The organism is Spiroplasma sp. DGKH1, from assembly GCF_040940205.1.
Classification (GTDB): Bacteria; Bacillota_I; Bacilli_A; order Mycoplasmatales; family Mycoplasmataceae; genus Spiroplasma.
On record NZ_JASTWG010000006.1, the window covers coordinates 71196 to 92047 of the forward strand.

General features: G+C 32.0%; 19 protein-coding genes. 17 read left to right on the forward strand and 2 right to left on the reverse strand.

The window, feature by feature from the left end:
* Positions 1 to 36: 36 nt before the first annotated feature.
* Positions 37 to 1665 (reverse strand): hypothetical protein, encoded by a 1629-nt coding sequence (locus QPK10_RS05440; RefSeq protein ID WP_368486991.1) that lies wholly within the window; start codon positions 1663 to 1665, stop codon positions 37 to 39.
* Positions 1666 to 1800: 135 nt separating this feature from the next.
* On the opposite strand from QPK10_RS05440, the gene QPK10_RS05445 reads away from it, so the two are divergent.
* From QPK10_RS05445 to QPK10_RS05510, 14 genes are all read left to right on the forward strand, one after another.
* Positions 1801 to 2802, forward strand: coding sequence for a phosphotriesterase (locus QPK10_RS05445; RefSeq protein ID WP_368486992.1), 1002 nt, complete (start codon positions 1801 to 1803; stop codon positions 2800 to 2802).
* Positions 2803 to 2808: 6 nt separating this feature from the next.
* Entirely contained in the window at positions 2809 to 4569 is a 1761-nt protein-coding gene (locus QPK10_RS05450) for a PTS ascorbate transporter subunit IIC (protein WP_368486993.1), read from the forward strand.
* Between the two features lie 41 nt (positions 4570 to 4610).
* Complete coding sequence (locus QPK10_RS05455) at positions 4611 to 4889, forward strand: PTS sugar transporter subunit IIB (RefSeq protein ID WP_368486994.1); 279 nt, start codon at positions 4611 to 4613, stop codon at positions 4887 to 4889.
* The gene (locus QPK10_RS05460; RefSeq protein ID WP_368486995.1) at positions 4889 to 5362 is read left to right on the forward strand and encodes a PTS sugar transporter subunit IIA; all 474 of its coding nucleotides are present in this window, start codon (positions 4889 to 4891) and stop codon (positions 5360 to 5362) included. Before QPK10_RS05455 ends, QPK10_RS05460 begins: the two co-directional genes overlap by 1 nt.
* Before the next feature lie 12 nt (positions 5363 to 5374).
* Positions 5375 to 6028: a 3-keto-L-gulonate-6-phosphate decarboxylase UlaD gene (locus QPK10_RS05465; protein ID WP_368486996.1), complete on the forward strand. Its 654-nt coding sequence runs from the start codon at positions 5375 to 5377 to the stop codon at positions 6026 to 6028.
* A gap of 3 nt (positions 6029 to 6031) precedes the next feature.
* On the forward strand, positions 6032 to 6895 hold the full coding sequence (locus tag QPK10_RS05470; RefSeq protein ID WP_368486997.1) for an L-ribulose-5-phosphate 3-epimerase: 864 nt from the start codon (positions 6032 to 6034) through the stop codon (positions 6893 to 6895).
* Entirely contained in the window at positions 6895 to 7602 is a 708-nt protein-coding gene (locus QPK10_RS05475) for an L-ribulose-5-phosphate 4-epimerase (protein WP_368486998.1), read from the forward strand. Before QPK10_RS05470 ends, QPK10_RS05475 begins: the two co-directional genes overlap by 1 nt.
* Positions 7603 to 8055: 453 nt before the next feature.
* Positions 8056 to 8382 (forward strand): hypothetical protein, encoded by a 327-nt coding sequence (locus QPK10_RS05480; protein WP_368486999.1) that lies wholly within the window; start codon positions 8056 to 8058, stop codon positions 8380 to 8382.
* A 164-nt stretch (positions 8383 to 8546) separates the two neighbouring features.
* Positions 8547 to 9266, forward strand: coding sequence for a hypothetical protein (locus QPK10_RS05485; RefSeq protein WP_368487000.1), 720 nt, complete (start codon positions 8547 to 8549; stop codon positions 9264 to 9266).
* Positions 9267 to 9392: 126 nt separating this feature from the next.
* The gene (locus QPK10_RS05490; protein WP_368487001.1) at positions 9393 to 10763 is read left to right on the forward strand and encodes a DEAD/DEAH box helicase; all 1371 of its coding nucleotides are present in this window, start codon (positions 9393 to 9395) and stop codon (positions 10761 to 10763) included.
* Positions 10764 to 10832: 69 nt separating this feature from the next.
* Positions 10833 to 11690 carry an SPE_1075/MLC_0560 family membrane protein gene (locus QPK10_RS05495; protein ID WP_368487002.1) on the forward strand — a complete coding sequence of 286 codons (858 nt, stop codon included), beginning with the start codon at positions 10833 to 10835 and terminating at the stop codon, positions 11688 to 11690.
* 90 nt (positions 11691 to 11780) lie between these two features.
* Positions 11781 to 13820 (forward strand): ABC transporter permease, encoded by a 2040-nt coding sequence (locus QPK10_RS05500; protein ID WP_368487003.1) that lies wholly within the window; start codon positions 11781 to 11783, stop codon positions 13818 to 13820.
* A gap of 1 nt (position 13821) precedes the next feature.
* Entirely contained in the window at positions 13822 to 14814 is a 993-nt protein-coding gene (locus QPK10_RS05505; protein WP_368487004.1) for an ABC transporter ATP-binding protein, read from the forward strand.
* Positions 14815 to 14976: 162 nt separating this feature from the next.
* A complete protein-coding gene (locus QPK10_RS05510) occupies positions 14977 to 16632 on the forward strand; it encodes an MATE family efflux transporter (RefSeq protein ID WP_368487005.1) in 1656 nt (551 codons plus the stop codon).
* Positions 16633 to 16645: 13 nt separating this feature from the next.
* Here the strand turns inward: QPK10_RS05510 and QPK10_RS05515 are convergent, their stop codons facing one another.
* Positions 16646 to 17752: a GNAT family N-acetyltransferase gene (locus QPK10_RS05515; RefSeq protein ID WP_368487006.1), complete on the reverse strand. Its 1107-nt coding sequence runs from the start codon at positions 17750 to 17752 to the stop codon at positions 16646 to 16648.
* A gap of 257 nt (positions 17753 to 18009) precedes the next feature.
* Here QPK10_RS05515 and QPK10_RS05520 point away from each other — a divergent pair, with 257 nt between their 5' ends.
* From QPK10_RS05520 to QPK10_RS05530, 3 genes are all read left to right on the forward strand, one after another.
* The gene (locus QPK10_RS05520; RefSeq protein ID WP_368487007.1) at positions 18010 to 18975 is read left to right on the forward strand and encodes an L-lactate dehydrogenase; all 966 of its coding nucleotides are present in this window, start codon (positions 18010 to 18012) and stop codon (positions 18973 to 18975) included.
* 74 nt (positions 18976 to 19049) lie between these two features.
* Positions 19050 to 19433 carry a hypothetical protein gene (locus tag QPK10_RS05525; protein ID WP_368487008.1) on the forward strand — a complete coding sequence of 128 codons (384 nt, stop codon included), beginning with the start codon at positions 19050 to 19052 and terminating at the stop codon, positions 19431 to 19433.
* 75 nt (positions 19434 to 19508) lie between these two features.
* On the forward strand, positions 19509 to 20753 hold the full coding sequence (locus tag QPK10_RS05530) for a replication-associated recombination protein A (RefSeq protein ID WP_368487009.1): 1245 nt from the start codon (positions 19509 to 19511) through the stop codon (positions 20751 to 20753).
* Positions 20754 to 20852 lie beyond the last annotated feature (99 nt).

Genomic DNA, 20852 nt, shown 5'->3' on the forward strand with positions numbered 1-20852 from the left:
GATACAAAAAGAACTTTTAAATTTAAAAGTTCTTTTTTATATTAATGTTTCAATTAATGTAATAAGTTTTGCAATTTTAGCTTCACTAGAAGTTTTATTATTAATAATTACCTTAATTTGTGTTTTTATTTTTTTTAACATTGGTGGGGTTAACTTATTATTTTCGAGAATATTTAAAGCATGAAAGTTAATATAGATCCCATTATGCTCATCTTCAATTTTATTATAATCGCTTATTTTAATATAATCTTTAAATAATTCGTGGTGTTTTAAATAGAAATTAACATTCATTGTTTTAGTAATATGAAGGTTAGGAAATAATTCTTTAATTTGTAATTTCAAGATATTAATTAACCCTCCTTTAGTATTAGTTACTAAGATCGTATTTTGGAAGTTACTATCATTCTGATCGGGAAACTTAATAATAAAGACTAAGAATTGCAGGACAATATCAGAAATTCGTGCCATTACAATATTAAAGAAATTAATGGCATTAGAATTAGTAAATTCTGTAAGGAGATCATTATATAATTGTTGGTAATGCAGGTTATTCTTGATAATCTTTAATTTTAATTTAGAAGAGTAGTCATGAATGAGAGTTTTATCCCAGGTGTGTTTTAGTCAGTTGAGATATTTTCACAAAGTGTTAATTGCTAATTCTTCATTAATTTCATAACCTTTCGTTCGTAAGTTACTAATAACATGTTTTAAAAAACTGGTAATTAATAAATAATCATTATGAATATTATCACAGACAACCATTTGTTGGGAAGAAGATAATAAAATGGAAAAATAAAACTTTTCAAATTCAGGGCAGGGGAAAGCAAAGTTCAACTTATTAAACAACTGGTCCAAAATTTCCTCGGCAATTTTAAATGCAATTTGTTTTTCATAAAAGATCTTTTTTTCAAATACGGATAAGAATAAGGTTCCATCCTCATATCATCTTCACCGCATTATAATAGTAAATAAAATAAAAGTGAGGGTTCGAATTTCAACATCAATAAATTGTAGTTCTTTTTGGAAATCCTTAAGAGTTATTTCAATTTTTTCAAATAAGGTTTGGTTAGTTAAATTATTATCCGCTTTAATGTTATGAAAGTCTTCGGTTAGTTTTGCAAATAACAAAGTTTTGATAACTTCATAATTATCATGGTTAACAATTTCAATAATAACATTTACAAGTACTTTTCGTTTTGTTAATTCATTCCCAAGTAATCGATACCCTTTGCCATTATTAATAATACTAATTTGGTTCGGGTCAAATCGAACTGCGAGTCAGGTTATTAAATTTTGAATATCATTAAAAGCACTGTTTAACGAAATGCTAAAAAACTTTTTAATTTCGGCTAATTTAATTGTTCTTTTAATAATAATTAATAAGAGAATTAGCAAAATACGCTCTTGGGAATTTAACATTAGGTCATTAATATTTTCAAAGATTAACTGGATACTTTTTTTAATAGCTGGATAGCTGAGGCTATTTAGGTTATTAACATCAAGTTGGTCCAAATTATTTTTTTTGTAAAATTTATTAATATGTTCTCAATGATAATTAAAATCGCCGCGGCTAAATTTTAAATTTTCAATTAGTTCTTTAATATTATTTCATTTCTCCTTGGTCATAATGCGCGTTAAAATTTTTAAATCTTTTGTATCAATCATTTGTCTGGCACCTCTACTCATATTTTAACTAAAAAGTTGATTTTCTTTTGGTTTTTAGTAATAATTTTTTACTAACTTTTGTAAAATCAACTTTAATTTATCTATGTTTAAATTAAACCAGAAAGGAGGTAAATGATGAAAAATAATAAGTTTGTTCGCACGGTACTAGGTGATATTGACCCCCAAACAATGGGCATTGTTGATTGTCATGACCACTTAATTAAAAATGGTGGTCCGGAAATGCAAGAACATATAGATTTTTTAATGATAGATACCTTAGCGGCTAGTGAAGAGTTGCAGAGTTTTTTAGATGCGGGTGGTAAAACAATGGTAACAATGGATCCCCCTAACGTTGGACGCGATGTGCCCCGAATGTTAGAAATTGCCAAAAAGTTTGCTGGAAAAGCGCATTTAATTATGACAACTGGTTTTCACAAAGCCAAATTTTATGATAAATATTCTTCATGGTTAAAAACTGTTGAGGAAGACAAGATTGTTGCGATGATGGTCGCCGAAATTGAAGAAGGAATGGATGTCCATTCTTATAATGGTCCCGTGATTGAGCGAGTTCCTCATCAAGCGGGAATTATTAAATGTGGAACTAGTTATGGTGTTATTGATCCCTTAGAGTTAAAAGAACTTCGGATTGCCGCAAAGACATACCACCAGACTGGGGTTCCCATTTTAATCCATACCCAACTAGGAACAATGGGTTATGAAGTGGCTAGCATTCTGCTTTCGCAGGGTGTTGATCCCCACAACATAATACTTAGTCATTTGAACAAAAATCCTGATAAATATTATTACGAAAAAATTCTACAATTAGGAGTTTTTATTGCTTTTGATGGACCAGACCGGGTGAAATACTATCCCGATTCTTTATTAGCAGAAAATATCAAATGATTATGTGATCGAGGATATCAACATCAAATTTTATTAGCAATGGATGCCGGGCGTTTTTATTACCAAACTGCTTATTCAGCAACCAAGGGAACTGTTAGCAATGGGATTGCTTATTTATTAACTAACTTTGTGCCTTTATTAAAACAAGTTGGCATCACCCAAGCAATGATTGATGATATGCTAATTAATAATCCCCAAGTGGCGTTATCTTTTGATGTGACAAAGAGAAAGTAAAATATCATGGCAAAAGACAAAGAACTTAAAGCAGAGGATAAAAATGATCTTGATAACCCGATGGCAGGGAGTACCCATTTAACTGCTCCCAAAAAACGGCCATATTTAGCAGTCATTATTACTTGAACATCAATTGGTATTATTTTAGTTGCCTTTATTGCTTCCGCACTAGCAACTAATCATCCCGAATATTTAAAATGAGTGTTTTATGATGGATTTGTTAATAATATTTTAGCAGTCCCTTCAATCTTGATCGGTTTAATTACTTTTTTAGGTTATTTATTACAAAAGAAAAAATGGTACGAAGCCTTAGCGGGAGCTTTTAAAGCAATTGTGGGTTATATTGTGCTCCAGATTGGTTCTTATATTTTAACGGGAATTTCCAAGCCGTTAATGCAAAATTTCGGAAAAAAAATTGGTGCTTCCACAATTCTATTAGATCCTTATATGGGTTGAACAGCCGCAAATAAAGCCCTCGGGGAAGTCGTCTCAATTGTTAGTTATATTGTTTTATTAGGATTGTTTATCAATATTTTATTAGTAGCTCTTAAACGGATTACTAATATTCATTCAATTAATGTTACCGGTCATATTATGTTTCAACAATCAGCAGTTATTGCGGTGGTGTTATATCTAATGATGTTTGGTGGAATTATTGATACTTCCGCCCGGGAAATTGCCACAATTATTATTGGGGGAGTTTTAATGGGGCTGTATTGAGGTGTTTTTTCAAACTTAGCAATTAATCCAACTAATAAAGTTACAAATAATGCTGGATTTACTGTTGGTCACCAACAAATGTTAGGAGTTTGGGTAGCTTATAATACTGGTAAACTTTTTGCCAGAAAAGGAAAACCAGTTCGTTCAGCTGAAGATTTAAAATTACCAAAAGGTTTAAAAATCTTTCATGATAATATTTTTTCTTCATCAATCTTAATGTTAATTTTTTTTGGAGCGTTATTTATTATTTTATATTGTACAGATGAAACTTTATTTAATGCAACGGTGGCCGCAAATGTAATTCCGATGAACCAATTTACGGGTAAATTTTGATTATTACAAGTAATTGGATTATCATTTGAAATTGTTGCTTCCTTACAAATTTTAATGCAAGGAGCGCGGATGTTTGTTGTTGAACTACAAAAATCATTTATTGGAATTAGTAAAAAATTAATTCCCGGGGCGGTGGTAGCAATTGATATTGCGGGAACCTTTGCCTTTGGTGAAAAAGCCGTTGTTTATGGATTTTTAAGCGGAGCGATTGGTAACTTCATTGGGATTGCGTTAATTATTTTGTTCGGACAAGTTGGTCATTTCCCAGCCTTTAATGTGGTCATTATGGTTGGTTTTATTGCAATGTTTTTTGATAATGGGGCAATTGGTTTATATAGTGATAAGTCGGGAGGTTGAAAAGCCTGCTTAACATTACCATTTCTTTCGGGAATTATTATTTGTTTTGGGGCAGTTCTTGCTGTCCAAATGGCCCCAGTCTTTAAGGGCGGGGTTAATGGTAATAATCCGGGTTATCTTGGAATGTGAGACTGAGATATTTTATGAGCCGTTATTTTGATGTTAATTAATGTTGTGGGAGTTAATAGTGCCCCTTATATGTTAATTTTAATCATTCCCATTTTCTTATTAATTGCCCAATTAACATCAACGGAATTAACTGCGGAAATGCCATTAAAAAGAATTATTAAAAGTAACAGAAAGCTTATAACAAAAGTAGAGAATGAAAATATTAAAGCGAATAAAATGGATAATTAACTTTATCCATTTTAACCTTTATAAAATAAGGAGGAAAGCAAATGTTAAAAATATTATGTGCCTGTGGAAACGGAATGGGTTCCTCAATGATTATTAAAATTAAAGTAGAACAAGTCTTAAGTGAATTAAATGTTGAGGGAACAGTCGAAACTGCTTCGGTTGGTGAGGCCAAGGGGATTGGGGATAATTTTGATATAGTATTATGCTCAACATATTTAGCTGATGACTTAGGTGATCTTCACGCAAAAGTAATTGGGTTAGCAAATTTATTAGATGAAAAAGCAATTAAATCAGCATTAGCTCAGGAAATTAACCAATAATGCAAATAGATTTTTTAGAATCATTGGTCACTAATAACTCAATTGTGCTCCATCAAACAGCCGCGAATTGAGAAACGGCAGTTCAAATTGTTTTTAAACCCTTACTTGCAAGCAAGGCAATTAGTGAAGAATATATTGATAATGTTATTAAAAAAACAAAAGCTTTAGGACCATATTATATTATTGCTCCAAAATTAGCAATGCCCCATACTCGTCCGGAGGAAGGAGCCTTAAAAAATGCTTTTAGTTTAATTTCTTTAACCAAGCCAGTGCTATTTGCTGAAAATCAACCAGTTAGTTTATTAATTGGCTTTTGTGCGGTTGATGCTGAAACCCATTTAAGTTTAGCATTACCACAAATTGCCGCCATTTTTGAAAACCCGGTGGTAATTGAGCAAATTATTCAAGCTAATTCCCCAACCGAAGTAATAAATATTATTAAAAAAATTGATTATATGAAATATGTTAAATAGGAGGATACGACAATGAAAAAACCACTTTTACAAATTGCCTTGGATACTTTAACCCTACAAGAAGCCCTTGATAACTTAGCCCTGGTTGGTTCGGAAGTTGACATTATTGAAATTGGGACAATTTTATTATGTGCTGAAGGAATTAATGCTATCAAAACCATTAAAAAATATTATCCGAATAAAATTATTTTAGCGGATGGTAAAATTGCGGATGCTGGCAAAATTCTGGGGGGAATGTTCTTAGCCGCTGGGGCAGATATTATTACGGTTATATGTTGTGCTGATTTTGCCACGATTGCTAGTGTGGTTGAAATTAGTAAAGAATATCACAAAGAAATGCAAATTGAATTAACGGGCGTGTGAACTTTTGAGCAAGCTGAAAAATGAAAAGCACTTGGTGTTGAACAGGTAGTTTATCATCGTGCTCGTGATGCTCAAGCTGCGGGCGCCAAATGAACAACAGAAGATTTCCAAAAAATTGAACAGCTAATTAATCTTGGTTTTAAAGTTACCATTACGGGTGGGGTTGAACCGAATGATTTAGATTTGTTTAGTAAATATCCAATTTATATTATTATTGCTGGTCGCGCTATTCGTAATCATCATGATCCCCACCAAGCAGCCGTTACTTTTCAAAAATTATTACAAGCGAAATGAGAACATTAACCAATGTTTAATATTAGCAATCAAGTGGGGATTTATGAAAAAGCGTTACCTAACGGAGACTGGTCAGAAAAATTTAAGATTGCCAAGCAATTTAATTTTGATTTTATTGAATTATCTATTGATGAATCACCTGAACGTTTAGCACGTTTGGACTGGAGTGATCAAGAAATTAATAATTTAAATAAGTTACAAAGTGAATATCAAATTAAAATTCGTTCAATTTGTTTTTCGGGTCACAGAAAATATCCTTTGGGTAGTCATAACGAAACAATTCGGACAACTGCTTTAGCATTATTAAAAAAATGTATTGTTTTAGCTATTAAGTTAGGAGTTCGGGTTATTCAATTAGCTGGTTATGATGTTTATTATGAAATAAAAGATTATGAGACGCGAACATGATTTCTTACTAATTTAAAAGCAGGGTTAAAACTTGCTAATCGTTATGGAGTAATGTTAGCAATTGAAACAATGGATGATCCCTTTATTTCATCAATTACTAAATATTTAGCAATTAAAAAAGAATGCCCTAGCCCGTGGTTAAGTGTTTATCCAGATGTTGGTAATTTAAGTGCTTGAGTAGGGGCGGAAGTTACAAAGGAAATTGCCAGTGGAATTGACGAAATTGTTGGTTTTCATTTAAAAGATACGATTGCCGTTAGTTCTCATTATCCGGGCAAATTTAAAAGGGTACCATTTGGAAGCGGGTGTGTAGATTTTGTGAAAATTTTGCAATATCTCCGAACGGTTGATTATCAAGGTTCATTTATGATTGAAGCCTGGTTTGAAGATGACAATAATCCCGTGCAAGAATTGCAAACAGCGGTTAACTTTATAAATAAACAGTTTCGAAAAGCGGGGTGAGGATAATGTTAGAAGAATTAAAACAAAAAGTTTTAATTGCAAATTTAAAGTTAGTTGAATATAATTTGGTTACTTTTACCTGGGGAAATGTTAGTGGCATTGATCGGGACAAGGGCTTGATGGTTATTAAGCCATCAGGAGTTAAATATGAAGAGTTAACGATTGATGATTTAGTGGTTCTTGATTTACAAGGAAATATTATTGAAGGGAAGTTAAATCCTTCCACTGATACTCCAACTCATTTATACCTTTACAATAAATATCCAGATTTAGGTGGCATTACACATACCCACTCAGTTTATGCAACGTCCTGAGCTCAAGCAGGGTTAGATATTCCACCGCTTGGAACAACCCATGCTGACAATTTTTATGGGCCAGTTCCTTGTACTCCTCATTTAGCGATGAGCAAAATTAAAACAAATTATGAATATGAAACAGGTGTTATGATTGCCAAGACATTTACCACTCGTAGTTTGGATCCCCAGAAAATGCCGGCAATTTTATGCAATAACCATGGTCCCTTTACTTTTGGTAATAGTCCGTTGGCATCGGTCGAAATGGCAAAGGTCTTAGAAATTGTTGCGCAAATGGCTTATCAAGGCTATGGTTTAAATCAGAACACCAATAAAATTAGTCAGGAACTCCTTGATAAACATTATTATCGCAAACATGGGGAAACTGCCTATTATGGCCAACCCCGCAAAAAATTATAGTTATTATTCCATTTTAGAAAGTATTAAAATTTTTGTTTAATTTTAATACTCTTTTATTTCATAAACTTAATTTGAAAGGGAAACAACTACTTTCGGGGATTTTTTTCTATATTTGAAATAAATTCTTTTCTAAATACTAAAGAGATTAGCAGTTTAACAGTAAGGTTTTTCAACCCAAGATGATTATGAAATTTTTAATAACGAAGAGGGGATTAACTTTGGGATTACAACATTTAATTTCCCACTTCCTAGACAGAAAGAGTTTTATTTTAAAATATATGGAATTGATAAACTTAATGATCAGTGTCAAAGTAGTATTTTTAAAATAACCTTGCCCCCAATCTATCAAGAGTAAGATAATTTTCATTATCTTGCAAATAATTTTTGGTTATTAAGCAAAAAAAGGTATAATGATATTATACGTATTTACGCATGAAAGGAGACTAAAACTACATGGCGTCAAATGGAGAGAGCAGGTCGACAAAATTAAAAGTTCAACGGCAAAGAGAGATTGAGACAAAATGAAATGAAATTAGACAGCAAGCTATTGTCTCATCAACTCCGGCAATGAAACGGGCAATTGGTCGTTCAATGGGCGATTTTTATATTAAAACAGCAAAAGACTATCGAGGAAAAGATGGTAGTGCGGGAGCAGTAATGACAAATGCCAAAATATTAATGGAAAAAAATCCAGCCACTGCCACGAAAAAACAACCGGGAAAAGATAAACCAGTATCAAAAGCACAAAAAAGTGCTAGTAAAAATAAAAAAAGTAAGTAATTATCAAAATTAAGGAATAACAATAGCAATAACTAATTTTGTTAGTCATTGCTATTCCTTAAATATCTTACTAATATATTGCTAAAAATTTAGAAATATAATATTAAGGTTTTTAAGAAATAGGTCTATAATAGAGTTGTTATATGAAAAGAGGGGAAAAATGTATGAAATCATTTGGAAAATGAAGTATTAGTTTGATGTGAATAACCACAGTCATCATTTTAATTGCGACCTTGGCGGTTCTTGGTAAACATTATGAAGGGTACTATTGGGATGGCAAGGATATTCCTGCTAATATTAATGATATTAAAGAATTTAGTGGTAGTGGTTACCAATTAATTGGTAAATTAGGATTAGGAAAAGTAATGAGTTTAGCCTCATCAGGGTCATTTATTTGGGGGTATACTTCTAATATTGAAGTAAATGACCAATGGTTTGATTTAAAAGCTTGAGCACAGACACATAGTGATGTGAATGGTGTTATCCAATGACCAGAAGATTATGAATTAGCAAACGGAACTAATTTTGCCCAAGTAACCGGTGGAATTATGGTTGCGCTATTAGTGGCAGTACCAGTTTTAATTTTATTATCTTCATATGTGACTGTTAGAATGGTGAAAGCAATGACACGTCCTTATTCAATTGAATATATTGATGCTCGCAAAGCTCTTAAAAAAAATACTAAAAAAAGTAAAAAAGCAATCAAAAAAATTAAAACGGAAATTAAACACGGTGTTGCTCCCCAAACTGATTTACAACGAACAATTGATTACTGAGATAAAAATGTTAGTGCTGCGCAAAAAGAGTTTGCTCACCAAAAAGAACTTCACCAAGAACGTTATCAAAAACAACCAAATGTTAAAAATTTAAAACCACAGGTATAAATGAATGATATTTAATTTAGTTAAATATCTTTTTTTATGCTTTATTCCCTTAATATTACATATTATAGTAAAAACTTTAAAATAAAATATGTTATAATAGCATAGGTTTGAAAGTGAGTGATAACAATGAATAATTTTACTGATTTTGGTTTAAAAAAATTTTTGATGAATGGCATTACCGCGTTAGGATTTAATAGTCCAACTCCTGTCCAACAACAAGTAATTCCGTATTTATTAAAGTACCAAAATGTTATTTGTAAATCACACACTGGAACGGGGAAAACACACGCCTTTATTTTACCAATTTTAAATAATTTAGATTATAATAGTTCCGCTCTGCAAAGTGTAATTGTGGCACCAACCCGCGAATTAGCAAAACAAATTTATGAAAATATTCGTTTTTTTAAAACATATAATCCGGCGTTAAAAACTGGTTATTTTATAGGGGGAGCGGATATCAACCGTCAAATTGACCAGCTGGCTAAGCACCAGCCCCAAATTATTGTGGCAACGCCAACCAGACTAAAAGATTTGTTTAATCACGAAGCCCTTAATTTTGGGAAATTAACAACTTTTATTATTGATGAATGTGACATGATTTTTGACTTAGGATTTATTGAAGATGTTGATTTTGTTTTAAGTAAAGTTAGTCCCGATGTTAAAATTTCCGTTTTTTCCGCTACGATTGCTCCTGGTCTGCGGCCTTTTTTACTAAAGTATTTAACTAATCCACATTTAATTGAAATTAATGATAACTTGGCAACTAACCAAAACATTGAGCATATTTTAATTCCTACTAAGCACCAAGAACGACCAACTGTTTTATTAAAGTTATTAACAACCTTTAATCCGTACTTATGTATCATCTTTGTTAATAAGAAAGAAATGATTGAACAATACTATGATTTATTATTAAAAAATAATTACCAAGTAACCCAACTGCATGCTGGGTTGGCACCCCGTACTCGTATGCAAACAATTAAGCGGATTAAGAATTTGGAATTTAAATATATTATTGCTAGTGACGTTGCTGCCCGGGGGATTGATCTTGATGGGGTTAGCCATGTAATTTCAATTGACTTACCAACAGATTTAGAATATTATATTCACCGCAGTGGGCGAACTGGGCGGGCTAATTACCATGGCTATAGTTATGTTTTATATGATACTAAAAATTTAAACTTAGTTAACCAATTAAAAAGCAAGGGAATTGAGTTCCAAGTGATGAAATGACGGGGAGATGAGTTGGTAGCTGCCAACTTAACTTCGCTGGTAAAAAAAACCTCATCTGAACCAAACCATGAAATTAATAAAATTATTAATAAATATCCCACAAAAAATAATCAGAAAAAAGTGAAACCGGGGTATAAGAAAAAACGAAAAGCAGAAATTGCTGAATTAAAACGAAAAACACGGCGTGAACATATTAAAGCCTCAATTAAAAAAATAAAAAAACAAAAAGCTAAGGAAAGAAGTTTGAAATTGTATGATAAATAGGTTAAGATAATCTTGTCATATTCTTACTGCGGAAATATTTATATTTTAAGGAGGCAGCATTGTTAAATTATGCAACTATATTTTAAAAGAGAAATAATAAATTGAAAAAACAACTGACGAACTATTTTAATCCGGTTTGTAATCTATATTGTGGGAGTTTATTTATTTGGACTAGGGATTGCCCTATATATGAACACCAGAGTTGGAGCTTCTCAAGTTGATATTACAAACTTTGCTTTTTTAGGGGTCTTAATTAATATTACAAAAACTGGTGAGAATAAAGGAGCATTAGGTCCTGATGAACTAAGTCATTATTCATATTTTCTAATGATTTTTTATGTTTGTATGTTTGGGGCTGCTACAATTATGCGAATTATCAATGTTATTATTAAATATCGCCACACTAAAGAAAATAATGTAATTATGGAAGGTATTGTCTATACGGTTTTAGATTTAATTCCCTTATTTGTCTGAGCTTATTTTGTACAGTTAAACCTTTTATTTTTAGGCGGGGCGGTTGGTGATCGCATTAGTCACATGGGAATTTTAGAACGTACCTGAATTTTTATGGCCGCGTTTATAATTTATTGTTTTGGGATTGCCTTTGCAGTATATGCCAATATGTTATTTGGCCCATATAATGCCTTATCAATGGAACTCCACCGGTTAACCAAAATGAATTATAAATTAGCCCGGGTAATTGCTGATTTATGCTTAGCGTTGGTCGGAATTATTTTAATTCTCGCTTGTTCGTGATCATGAGATTTAAAACTTGCCTTTTTTAGTAATTACTTAGGCTTTGGAACAATCTTTATGACATTTATTTCTGGACCAATTATTGGGGTAATTCTAACCTACATGCATAAGTTTATTAAACTAGACCGCTTAACCAAACCAACAGTGGTAATTAATGAAAACAATGAGTAGTTACTCATTGTTTTTCTTTTTAAAAAATTTTTGGTAATTACTCAGTTTTAATTTATAATTAAATAATAAGTTTAGAAACGGAGGAGTTATATGACTAATAATCCTAACAGTTCACCAACTGTTAAGCAACATTGAAACCGTGAAAAAACTAAGGAAAAACTACAAGATATTTTTAATTTAAAAATGTTTCGCTATACGCTAATCAAAATGTTAAAATCACCCTCAACTTATGTGATGTTTATTTTAACATTTTTGCTTCATTTAATTATGGTAATTTCGATTGCCGCTAATATTATTCGGGATCCGCGTGATTGAACAGTCACAATTTCGGAGAATTATGTGTTATATTCGTGAATTTTTTATATTATTTATTTTACTTTTTGTGCAATGTATATTGCTTTTAAATCAACCCAAATTATTCGTGATGAAATGGATGATGGAACCTTATTAATCTTTGCTTCGATTCCGATTTCACGGGTAAAAATGATTTTTGAAAAATGGTTAGCTTTACAATTAACTTGTTTATTATATGGTGTTATTACTTTACTGTTTCCCATTTTAATCAGTATGGCCTGTGGAGATTGGGGTTATGCTTTTGGTAATTATGCGCTAGGACGTGTCGGCTATATGATCTTGACAAGTTTTATTGTTCAATTATTATTATCAACCATTGCTATTTTATTATCACTATCCCTAAATTCAAAAGGAGTTATTGGAATTTTATTTGTAATTGGATTTTTATCAATTATTGGGGCAATTATTCCAATGATTTATAATGCTTCTAATAATTCGCGCAGTAATATGTATTTAAATAATACAAGTAACCTGGGGAAAAATTTTAAGACAATTATTGGAAAAGCCCACCCCAGTCAGGAATTAGTAACAGCGCTAACTAACCCGACTGGTTGGCCATTATGAACAGCTGATGATACCCCAAATACCCGCTTGAGTTTTAATGAAAACTTACGGGGAATTTATGATAACCGCCGCTATAGTTTAGCGCCTAATCTTAACGCCACAACTTTTGCCACCCAATTAAACAATGCACTAACTGAATATGTGACTGCTACTACAAGTTATGATAATTGAAATAATTTTTATATGTGAGTTATTAGCCAAGGTAACAAGTATGCAGATCTTGTTAAATTTGGTCAATTTAATGATCACAACGGGGGAATTGTTCTTGATGGAGCTGATTTTAACATTGTCGATAATATTAGTAAGACAGTTAAAATTAATAATAATCAACATGAAGGTCTTAATTTAATTAATCAGTTTTACCAAGCGGCGTTAAAAGCAGCAACTGGGACACCGACAATCACTATTAAAAATGATACGCAAGTAAAAGGGGATTCAACTTCGGTGAGTCCGAATGTTATTAACCCTGATTTATTAGCAACTTCCCAAGACAAAGAAATTTATCATTTGTTAAAAGCAACTTATGATAGTAAATTCTTAAATAATTCTCTAGCAACAGTATCCAGTATGGTATATGGAACTCCGAATGGTAGTAATTATGGAACTAGTTGGAGTCAATTATTAAGTAATGCGTTAACAAGTGCAATTTCACCGGCTGCTCCCGGGGGAAGTATTTTAATTGATGATATTAAAAATTTAGTGCAAGAAAATTATGATAGTCATACTTATCAAGAAGCGGGGGCTTATTTAGTTAATGGGATGTATTCAACAATTTATAAATTTGCTAATTTATTATTTAACTATACATTAACAAGTATTTATAATGGTGATCAGAATGATTTAGATAGTTCCCCAGATGCTTGAACAGCGACCAAAGGTGCTATTGATGGGGCAATTGTAAATTATAAATTAATGGGATATTTAAATATTTGACAACAATGAGTAATTATGTGAACGGGAAATGATCGCCCAGTTGAAAATTCCCCATTGTCAGGAATGTTTTTACCATTAAATAACTATATTACCCCAACTGTCAAAGAAGTGAATTATCAAAATAATGCCATTGATTATACTTTATACTACCTCGCTGGTGATTTTAACCAAGCCCAAACAATTGATAGTTTAGGGGGAATGTATGCGGCTTACATTCTGATTTCCTTAGGACTAGCGGGATTAGTAATTTGAAGAGTATGTAGAAAGGATTTTGTCTAAGATGAAAAAAGATGTTACAAATAAAATCGTGGCTGATCCTAATTTGGCAATTGAAATCCGTCATTTTACCAAAAAATTTAAAGATTTTAAAGCCGTTGATAATATTGACATGACTGTCAGCAAGGGGAAAATTCATGGGTTTATTGGTCCCAATGGTTCGGGAAAAACAACAACTATTAAATCAATTATTGGAGCCATTATTCCCACTGAGGGAAAGCTATTTATTCACGGGATGAAATCTGCTTCAACACCGGCTAAACGAATTATTGGTTATATTCCGGAAAATGCGCGGTTTCCAAAACATTTAAATGTTTATCAATATTTAGTCGAGATGAGTTTCTTACGGGGGTTAAAATATCGTCAAGCTAAAACTCGGGCTGAAAAAATTTTAGAAAATTTAAACTTATGAAAATTCCGTAAGAAAAACCCCAATAATTTTTCCAGTGGAATGAAAAAGAAAGTGTTACTAGCCCAAGCTTTAATTACTAACCCGGATGTCTTAATTTTAGATGAACCAGCTGCCAACTTAGATCCGACTGCTCGTCAGGAATTATTTAATGATTTATTACGTGTCCGTGAAGAGGGTAAAACAATTTTAATTTGTTCCCATATTCTAACCGAATTGCAAGGAATTGCTGATGAAATTACAATTTTAAACTATGGAAAAGTAGTTTATGCGGGAGAAGTTATTAATGCGACTCATAATTATTATCAGTTTACGGTAATGGAATCAGCGATGCTAAGTGATTTAACAACCATTGTTGAACGTTATAATTATAAAATAATTAATAAAACACCAGATTCATTAATTATTCACTTACCAAAACAAAATGATGATATTAAAACAATTGCTTATAACGCGATGGAAAAACGGATAGTGTTAACCCAAATTCAACCGTATATTACGAATATTTCGGAAATTTATGACCGGGTGGTCTTTTCGGTAAACCGTGATTTTGGAAAAGCTTCTGCGTTACTCCAACCGGGGGAATAGCAAGGTGAAGGGGGAGGAAATAATTAGAAAAAAGTTATTTTCCCCACCTTTTTTATTTTTTTGGACTATAATATTGTTAATGTTTAGTAAGAACTAGTGGGTAGTTTTATTAAATATTATTAACTGTTTTTATCGTAAAAAATAAAATAGAGAGGAGATACTATGACATCAGTTATTTTAACTGCGCGAGAAAAAAAATTACGGTATGCCAAACCATGATTAACCATTGCGTATTTTTGTATTCCTACTGTTTTATTGATGATCATCCAAGGTTTTTATAATATCATTGATAAAACATTAGCCTTACAATTTGCCGCTCCGGATGCGATGAAAGACCCATTTTATGTTAATGCCTATAACGCGTTAAATCATTTTACTGGTTCTCAGATTGTAACTGAAATCCCCCTTAAAGAGATGCAATCATATATTAATATTGCTACCCAATATGCAAGTCAAACTTATAACTTACAATGGGCGTTTAGTGTTATGATGGGAATGGGGGCCGCAATGAACTTTTCAATGGCCTATGGTCGTCGTAATATTAGTAAAATGAAAGAGTTATCGGGAAATGGGTTTACTTCCACAATCATATTTTCTTGTATCACCGCGTTTGGTGTTTTTTGTATTGTTTATCCAGGTTGAAATGCCGTTTTTATTACTTCCCAAATGGGAAGTCATTATAATGTTATTACTGAACATTTATGTTGAACTTATACAATTCCTTTATTAGCTGCCGCGCCCTTAATGTTTTTAAGTTATTTTTTTATGTCAATGTTACGTAGTGAAGGTAAAATGCTGTGGGTGGTCCTAATGATTGTGTCATCCTTACTAGTTAACTGTGGGGCCGGAATTTTCTTTATGCGTGTCTGTCACTTACAATTATCGGGGGCCATGCTGGGAACTGTTTTTGCTTGACTAGTCCAAATTATTTGGGGATTAATTATTGTTTTTGGTGTTAAAGGTAGTTATTTGAAATTTGGTTGAAAAGATATGATCTTTTTGAAATGGCAAAATATTGTGGCCTTTATGAAAGCAGGGTTACCAAATTTTATTAATAATGCGGCGTTAGTGATTACTTCGTTTGCATTAACAACTTTAGTTGTTCAATTACCAAATCAAAGTTATAACAACGGGATTTCCATTTTACAGGAATTATATTCTTCGATTACCCCGTGAATGACAATTGTTTTATCCGCGGGGATTGGTTTAACCCAGGGAGCTCGTTCAATTATTGCTTATAACTATGGGGCCAAAAAATATAACCGGATTTGGCAGGTGTTAAAACGGGTAAGTATTTTAATTATTATTTGGTTTACCTTAATGCTGGTGGTTTTTATTTGTTTTGGTGGTTTAATGATGCAAGCTTTTGCCTTTCCCAAAGAATATGTTCCCCAGTATCGATGGTGAATTGTAATTAACTTTATGACCTATCCTTGTTGTGCTTTTACTTATATTGCGTTAACTTTATTCCAAGGAATTAATAAATCAATGTTAGGAACTTTTACAAGTAGTTTACGAACTTTCTTAGTAATTTTACCATTAATTGGAATTGGCTATGGGGTCAGTATGGCCACTGGTAACCCCATTTACTTCTTTGTTTTTATTGGACTCAATGATTTAATTTCATCATGTATTATTGTACCAATTCTGGTCCATTATTGGTTTAAATATCGTCAGAAATTAGTTGATTTACCCGATGATTTTCGTTCCACAAGTATTAACGAAGAAACTTTTAAGGATAGTTTAGAACATTTATCAAAAACCAAAGCAGCAGCAATCAAAGAAAAAACAACGCCACCATCAAAAAAACAATCGTAACCTTTAATCTTGGCTATGATTGTTTTTGGTTAACCATAATAACTCACTTATCTTTGGCATTTAATTTATAACAATTTTGGTGGTAAACATTAATTTCAAAGTCATTAGTTAGTCGATAAGCCATTAAATATTCGGGATCATTAATGATATTTTGACAACGGTGACATTTTTTATTCCCAACTTGGCTGATTAATTGTTGATAATTAACATTTTGTAAGGTTTTCATTTTACCCCGACTAATTTTTTTCGCGATTTGTTCAAGATTATTAGTTTGACTTCTGGTAACATATTCGTTTAAATATAATTTAATTGGGCGAAAACCTAGTTTACGATACATGTTAAACCCTTCGGGGGTAGCAATTAACCCGACTAAATCATAGTCATTATTTCACGCGGTTGTTAAGAGATGGTCAATCATTAATTTTGCTAACCCCTGATGACGAAAGTTTTGGTGGGTGGCAATATCATCAATAATAGCAATTTCTTTTTCAAAATAAATATTCCCAGTTCCGGCGGGCAGGTTATTTTTATATAATAAATCAATTTGACAAATTGTTTCATCCTTATTTAATTTTAATAACGTTTTGTAAAAAGCATAATCTCAACTTTTTGGACCAAAGGCACTTTTCAAAATAAGGCTAAAATCCTTTAGCCGCTTATTGTCATTTACCCGGCGGAATTTAACATTTGGGGGGATTTTTTTGCGTCCTTTTTTTCAACGCTTCAAGTCAAAAACCATTCCAATTAATTGTTCATTTAATACAAGACCTAAACTTTCTAAAAAGTCTGTTTCTTGCTCATCATGGTGGTCCCCAATAGTATATAAAATAAAATCAAGATCATTATCAACTTGATATTTGGTAATCTCTTTAATTTTTTCGCTATCTTCGTCATAATCAAATTGCGTACTAATTGCAACGGTATAGGTATTGCCTTCTTCAGTGGTAATTTCTGTTTGATAAATTTCATTTTCAACATCAATAATATCATAGCCACCTTCTTCTCGAAAGGGGTCGGTGACATAACGCACAAAATTTTGGGCAAGGGTGGTGGCCTCATACTGGCCTTTAAATTTAAATATTTTTTTGATCTTACGGTTCTGGCGATATTTTCTTTTCATGTGAACTACTCTCTTTTCCCTGATTTTTTATAAAGTTCTACATAAATATTATAAAATGTTTTTGCAAAAAATAAATTGAAAATTAATGGTTATTTGCCGAGTTAGCAACTAATTTATTAATTGTTTTTAAAATTTTTTATTTAAAAAAGGTATCTTATTTTAAAAAGTTATTATAAAATAAAAACGAGATGAGACAATAATGGAAACATAAATTAGGTTATTAAGAAAAACTATTCAATAAATAAGGAGAATAAATAATGAAAAATCGTAAAATTGTATTAGTAGGTTGTGGTAGTGTGGGAACATCATTCTTATATGCTTCAATTAACCAAGGATTAGCACAAGAATATGTTTTAATTGATATTAATCATGACTTGGCGGAAGGAAATGCCCTTGATTTTGCTGATTGTAATGCAGTCTTAGAAAAACCATTTGTTAGTGTCGAGGCCGGAGATTATCCGGACTGTAAAGATGCTGATATTATTGTAATTACGGCTGGTCGCCCCCAACGACCAGGGGAAACCCGATTAGATATGGTGGCAGATAATGCGCGGATTATGAAAGATATTGCTTTGCAGATTAAAGCATCGGGATTTAACGGAATTACAATTGTTGCTTCTAATCCTGTTGATGTAATGACAATTGTTTATCAACAAGTAACTGGTTATGATCACCACCGGGTGCTAGGATCAGGAACTATTTTAGATTCTTCCCGTTTACGTCGGTTAGTGGGGGCTAAATTAAATGTCCACCCGTCTTCTGTCCATACTTATATTTTAGGTGAACATGGTGACTCTTCAATTGTACCGTGAAGTGCCGGAACAATTATGGGGAAACGCATTAGTGACTACATTGAAGATGGCAAAATTACTCGCGCAGAATTAGAATGATGCCGGGAAGAAGCAGTTAATATGGCTTATAAAATTATTGAAAAGAAAAAATCAACTTTTTATGGGATCGGAGTAGCATTAGCATATATTGCCCGTGCGATTATGCGTGGTGAAAACGCGGCATTATTAATTGGTGCTTATTTAGATGGTGAATATGGCCAAAAAGGAATTTACATTGGTGTTCCCGCAATTGTTAACCAAAATGGCTGAAGCCGGATCATTACCTTACATATCAATAACGAAGAACAAAAAGAATTTGACCGGTCATGTCAAACTATTAAAGAAACAGTTAAAAAGGCATTTGAAGCAATTGATATTAAATACGAAATTTAGTATAATAAAAGTAGAACATTTAAAATGTCATCAACAAAAAGTGATGACATTTTTTAATTAAGAGGGTGAAAAAAATGTTTAATAAAAAATCTAAATCACCAGTACCACAATGAAAAAAAGATAAATGAAAGTTATGAAAAAATTATTATTGACACCGAAGCTTTTTTCGCTGATTTTTATATATTTGTTTTAATATTAGGTACCAACCTTATGAAAGAGGGGCCACAGAAAAATGATGCGAAATGGAACAAGAAAAATGAGGCTTTTATCAACGGGAGTATTATGGAAAGGATGCTCCTAATCAAGATCTTTTTAAAAATAAAAACAATAATAATATAACTAAGTCCTCTGTTTCTTTATTAGGTAAAAAAAACCAAAATAAGGAAAAACATAGATTACTTAACGAACAAAAAGATCAAATTGTTGCTTCCACAACAAATGAACAAAATACTCGGTAAGGTTTTTTCTTTTTACCTTATTGTTATTAACCAGAAAACTATTATAATTTAAGGTAGATAAATGAGGTGAAAAGGATGCAACAGCCATTATCATTTTTATGGCGACCACAATCATTACAAGATGTAATTGGCCAAGAACATTTGATTAATGATCAGAATGGAATTTTATCACGGATGATTAAAAATAATTTTGTTAGTTCTTTAATTTTTTATGGTAATCCGGGCATTGGCAAAACTAGTATTGCCTTAGCCTTAGCCAATGATTTAAAAATTGAACATAGTATTTTTAATGCGGCGATTGATAAAAAAAGTGATTTAGAAAAAATCATTAAAAAAGCTGAAAATTATGATCGTTACATTATAGTTTTAGAAGAAATTCACCGGATGAATCGTGATCGCCAAGATATCCTTTTACAATATTTGGAACATGGTAATTTAATTATGTTTGCTTGTACAACCGAAAATCCGTTTTTTGTTATCAATCCTGCGATTCGCAGTCGAAGTAATATTATTGAGCTAAAACCAATTTCAGCAACTGAAATGTTTAACGGTTTAAAACGAAGCTTACAAAAATCAAAGGATATTAAACTGGATATTACTGATGAAGCCTTAAGTTATATTTGCAATTTAGCCAGTGGTGACTTACGAGTTGCCATTAATATTTTAGAACTAGCAATTCATTTATATCCCCAAGAATTAGTTAATCTCGATATTGTGCAGGCAATTTCGCCAACTGCTAATTTATTAAATTCCCATTATGGTGATGAACACCATGATTTAAAATCAGCCTTTCAAAAATCAATTCGGGGTAGTGATGTTGAAGCTGCTCTGCACTATTTTAGCCGGTTATTAGCCAGTGGTGATTATGAAGCATTATTGCGTAGAATGTTAATTATTAGCTATGAAGATATTGGGTTAGCAAACCCCGCCATTCCCTTACATGTTAAAGCAGCGATTGATTCCTTTCGTCAAATTGGCATGCCTGAAGGAATTATCCCGCTTGGGTTAGCAGTAATTGAAATGTGTTTAAGTGAAAAATCAAATAGTGCTTATTTAGCAACTTTTAAAGCTTATGAAGATGTTATCAATGGCAAAGTATATTCAGTACCGTTACATTTGCGCGATACTAGTTATAAATCGGCTAAGAAATTAAACCGGGGGTTAGGTTATAAATATCCCCATGATTTTCCTAATGACTATGTTAAACAACAGTATTTACCAAATGAATTGTTAGGAACAGTTTATTACCAACCTAAATTACATAGTGTCTATGAAAAACGATTAAATGATTTATACCAAGCTTTTAAAAATAAAAAATAAGAAAACTATTACAAATTGGAAAAGTTGCTTTTTTTCATAAAATTGGTTAAGATAATTGAATTGCTATTTTAATTTAAAATAGCACTTTTTTTATTCAAT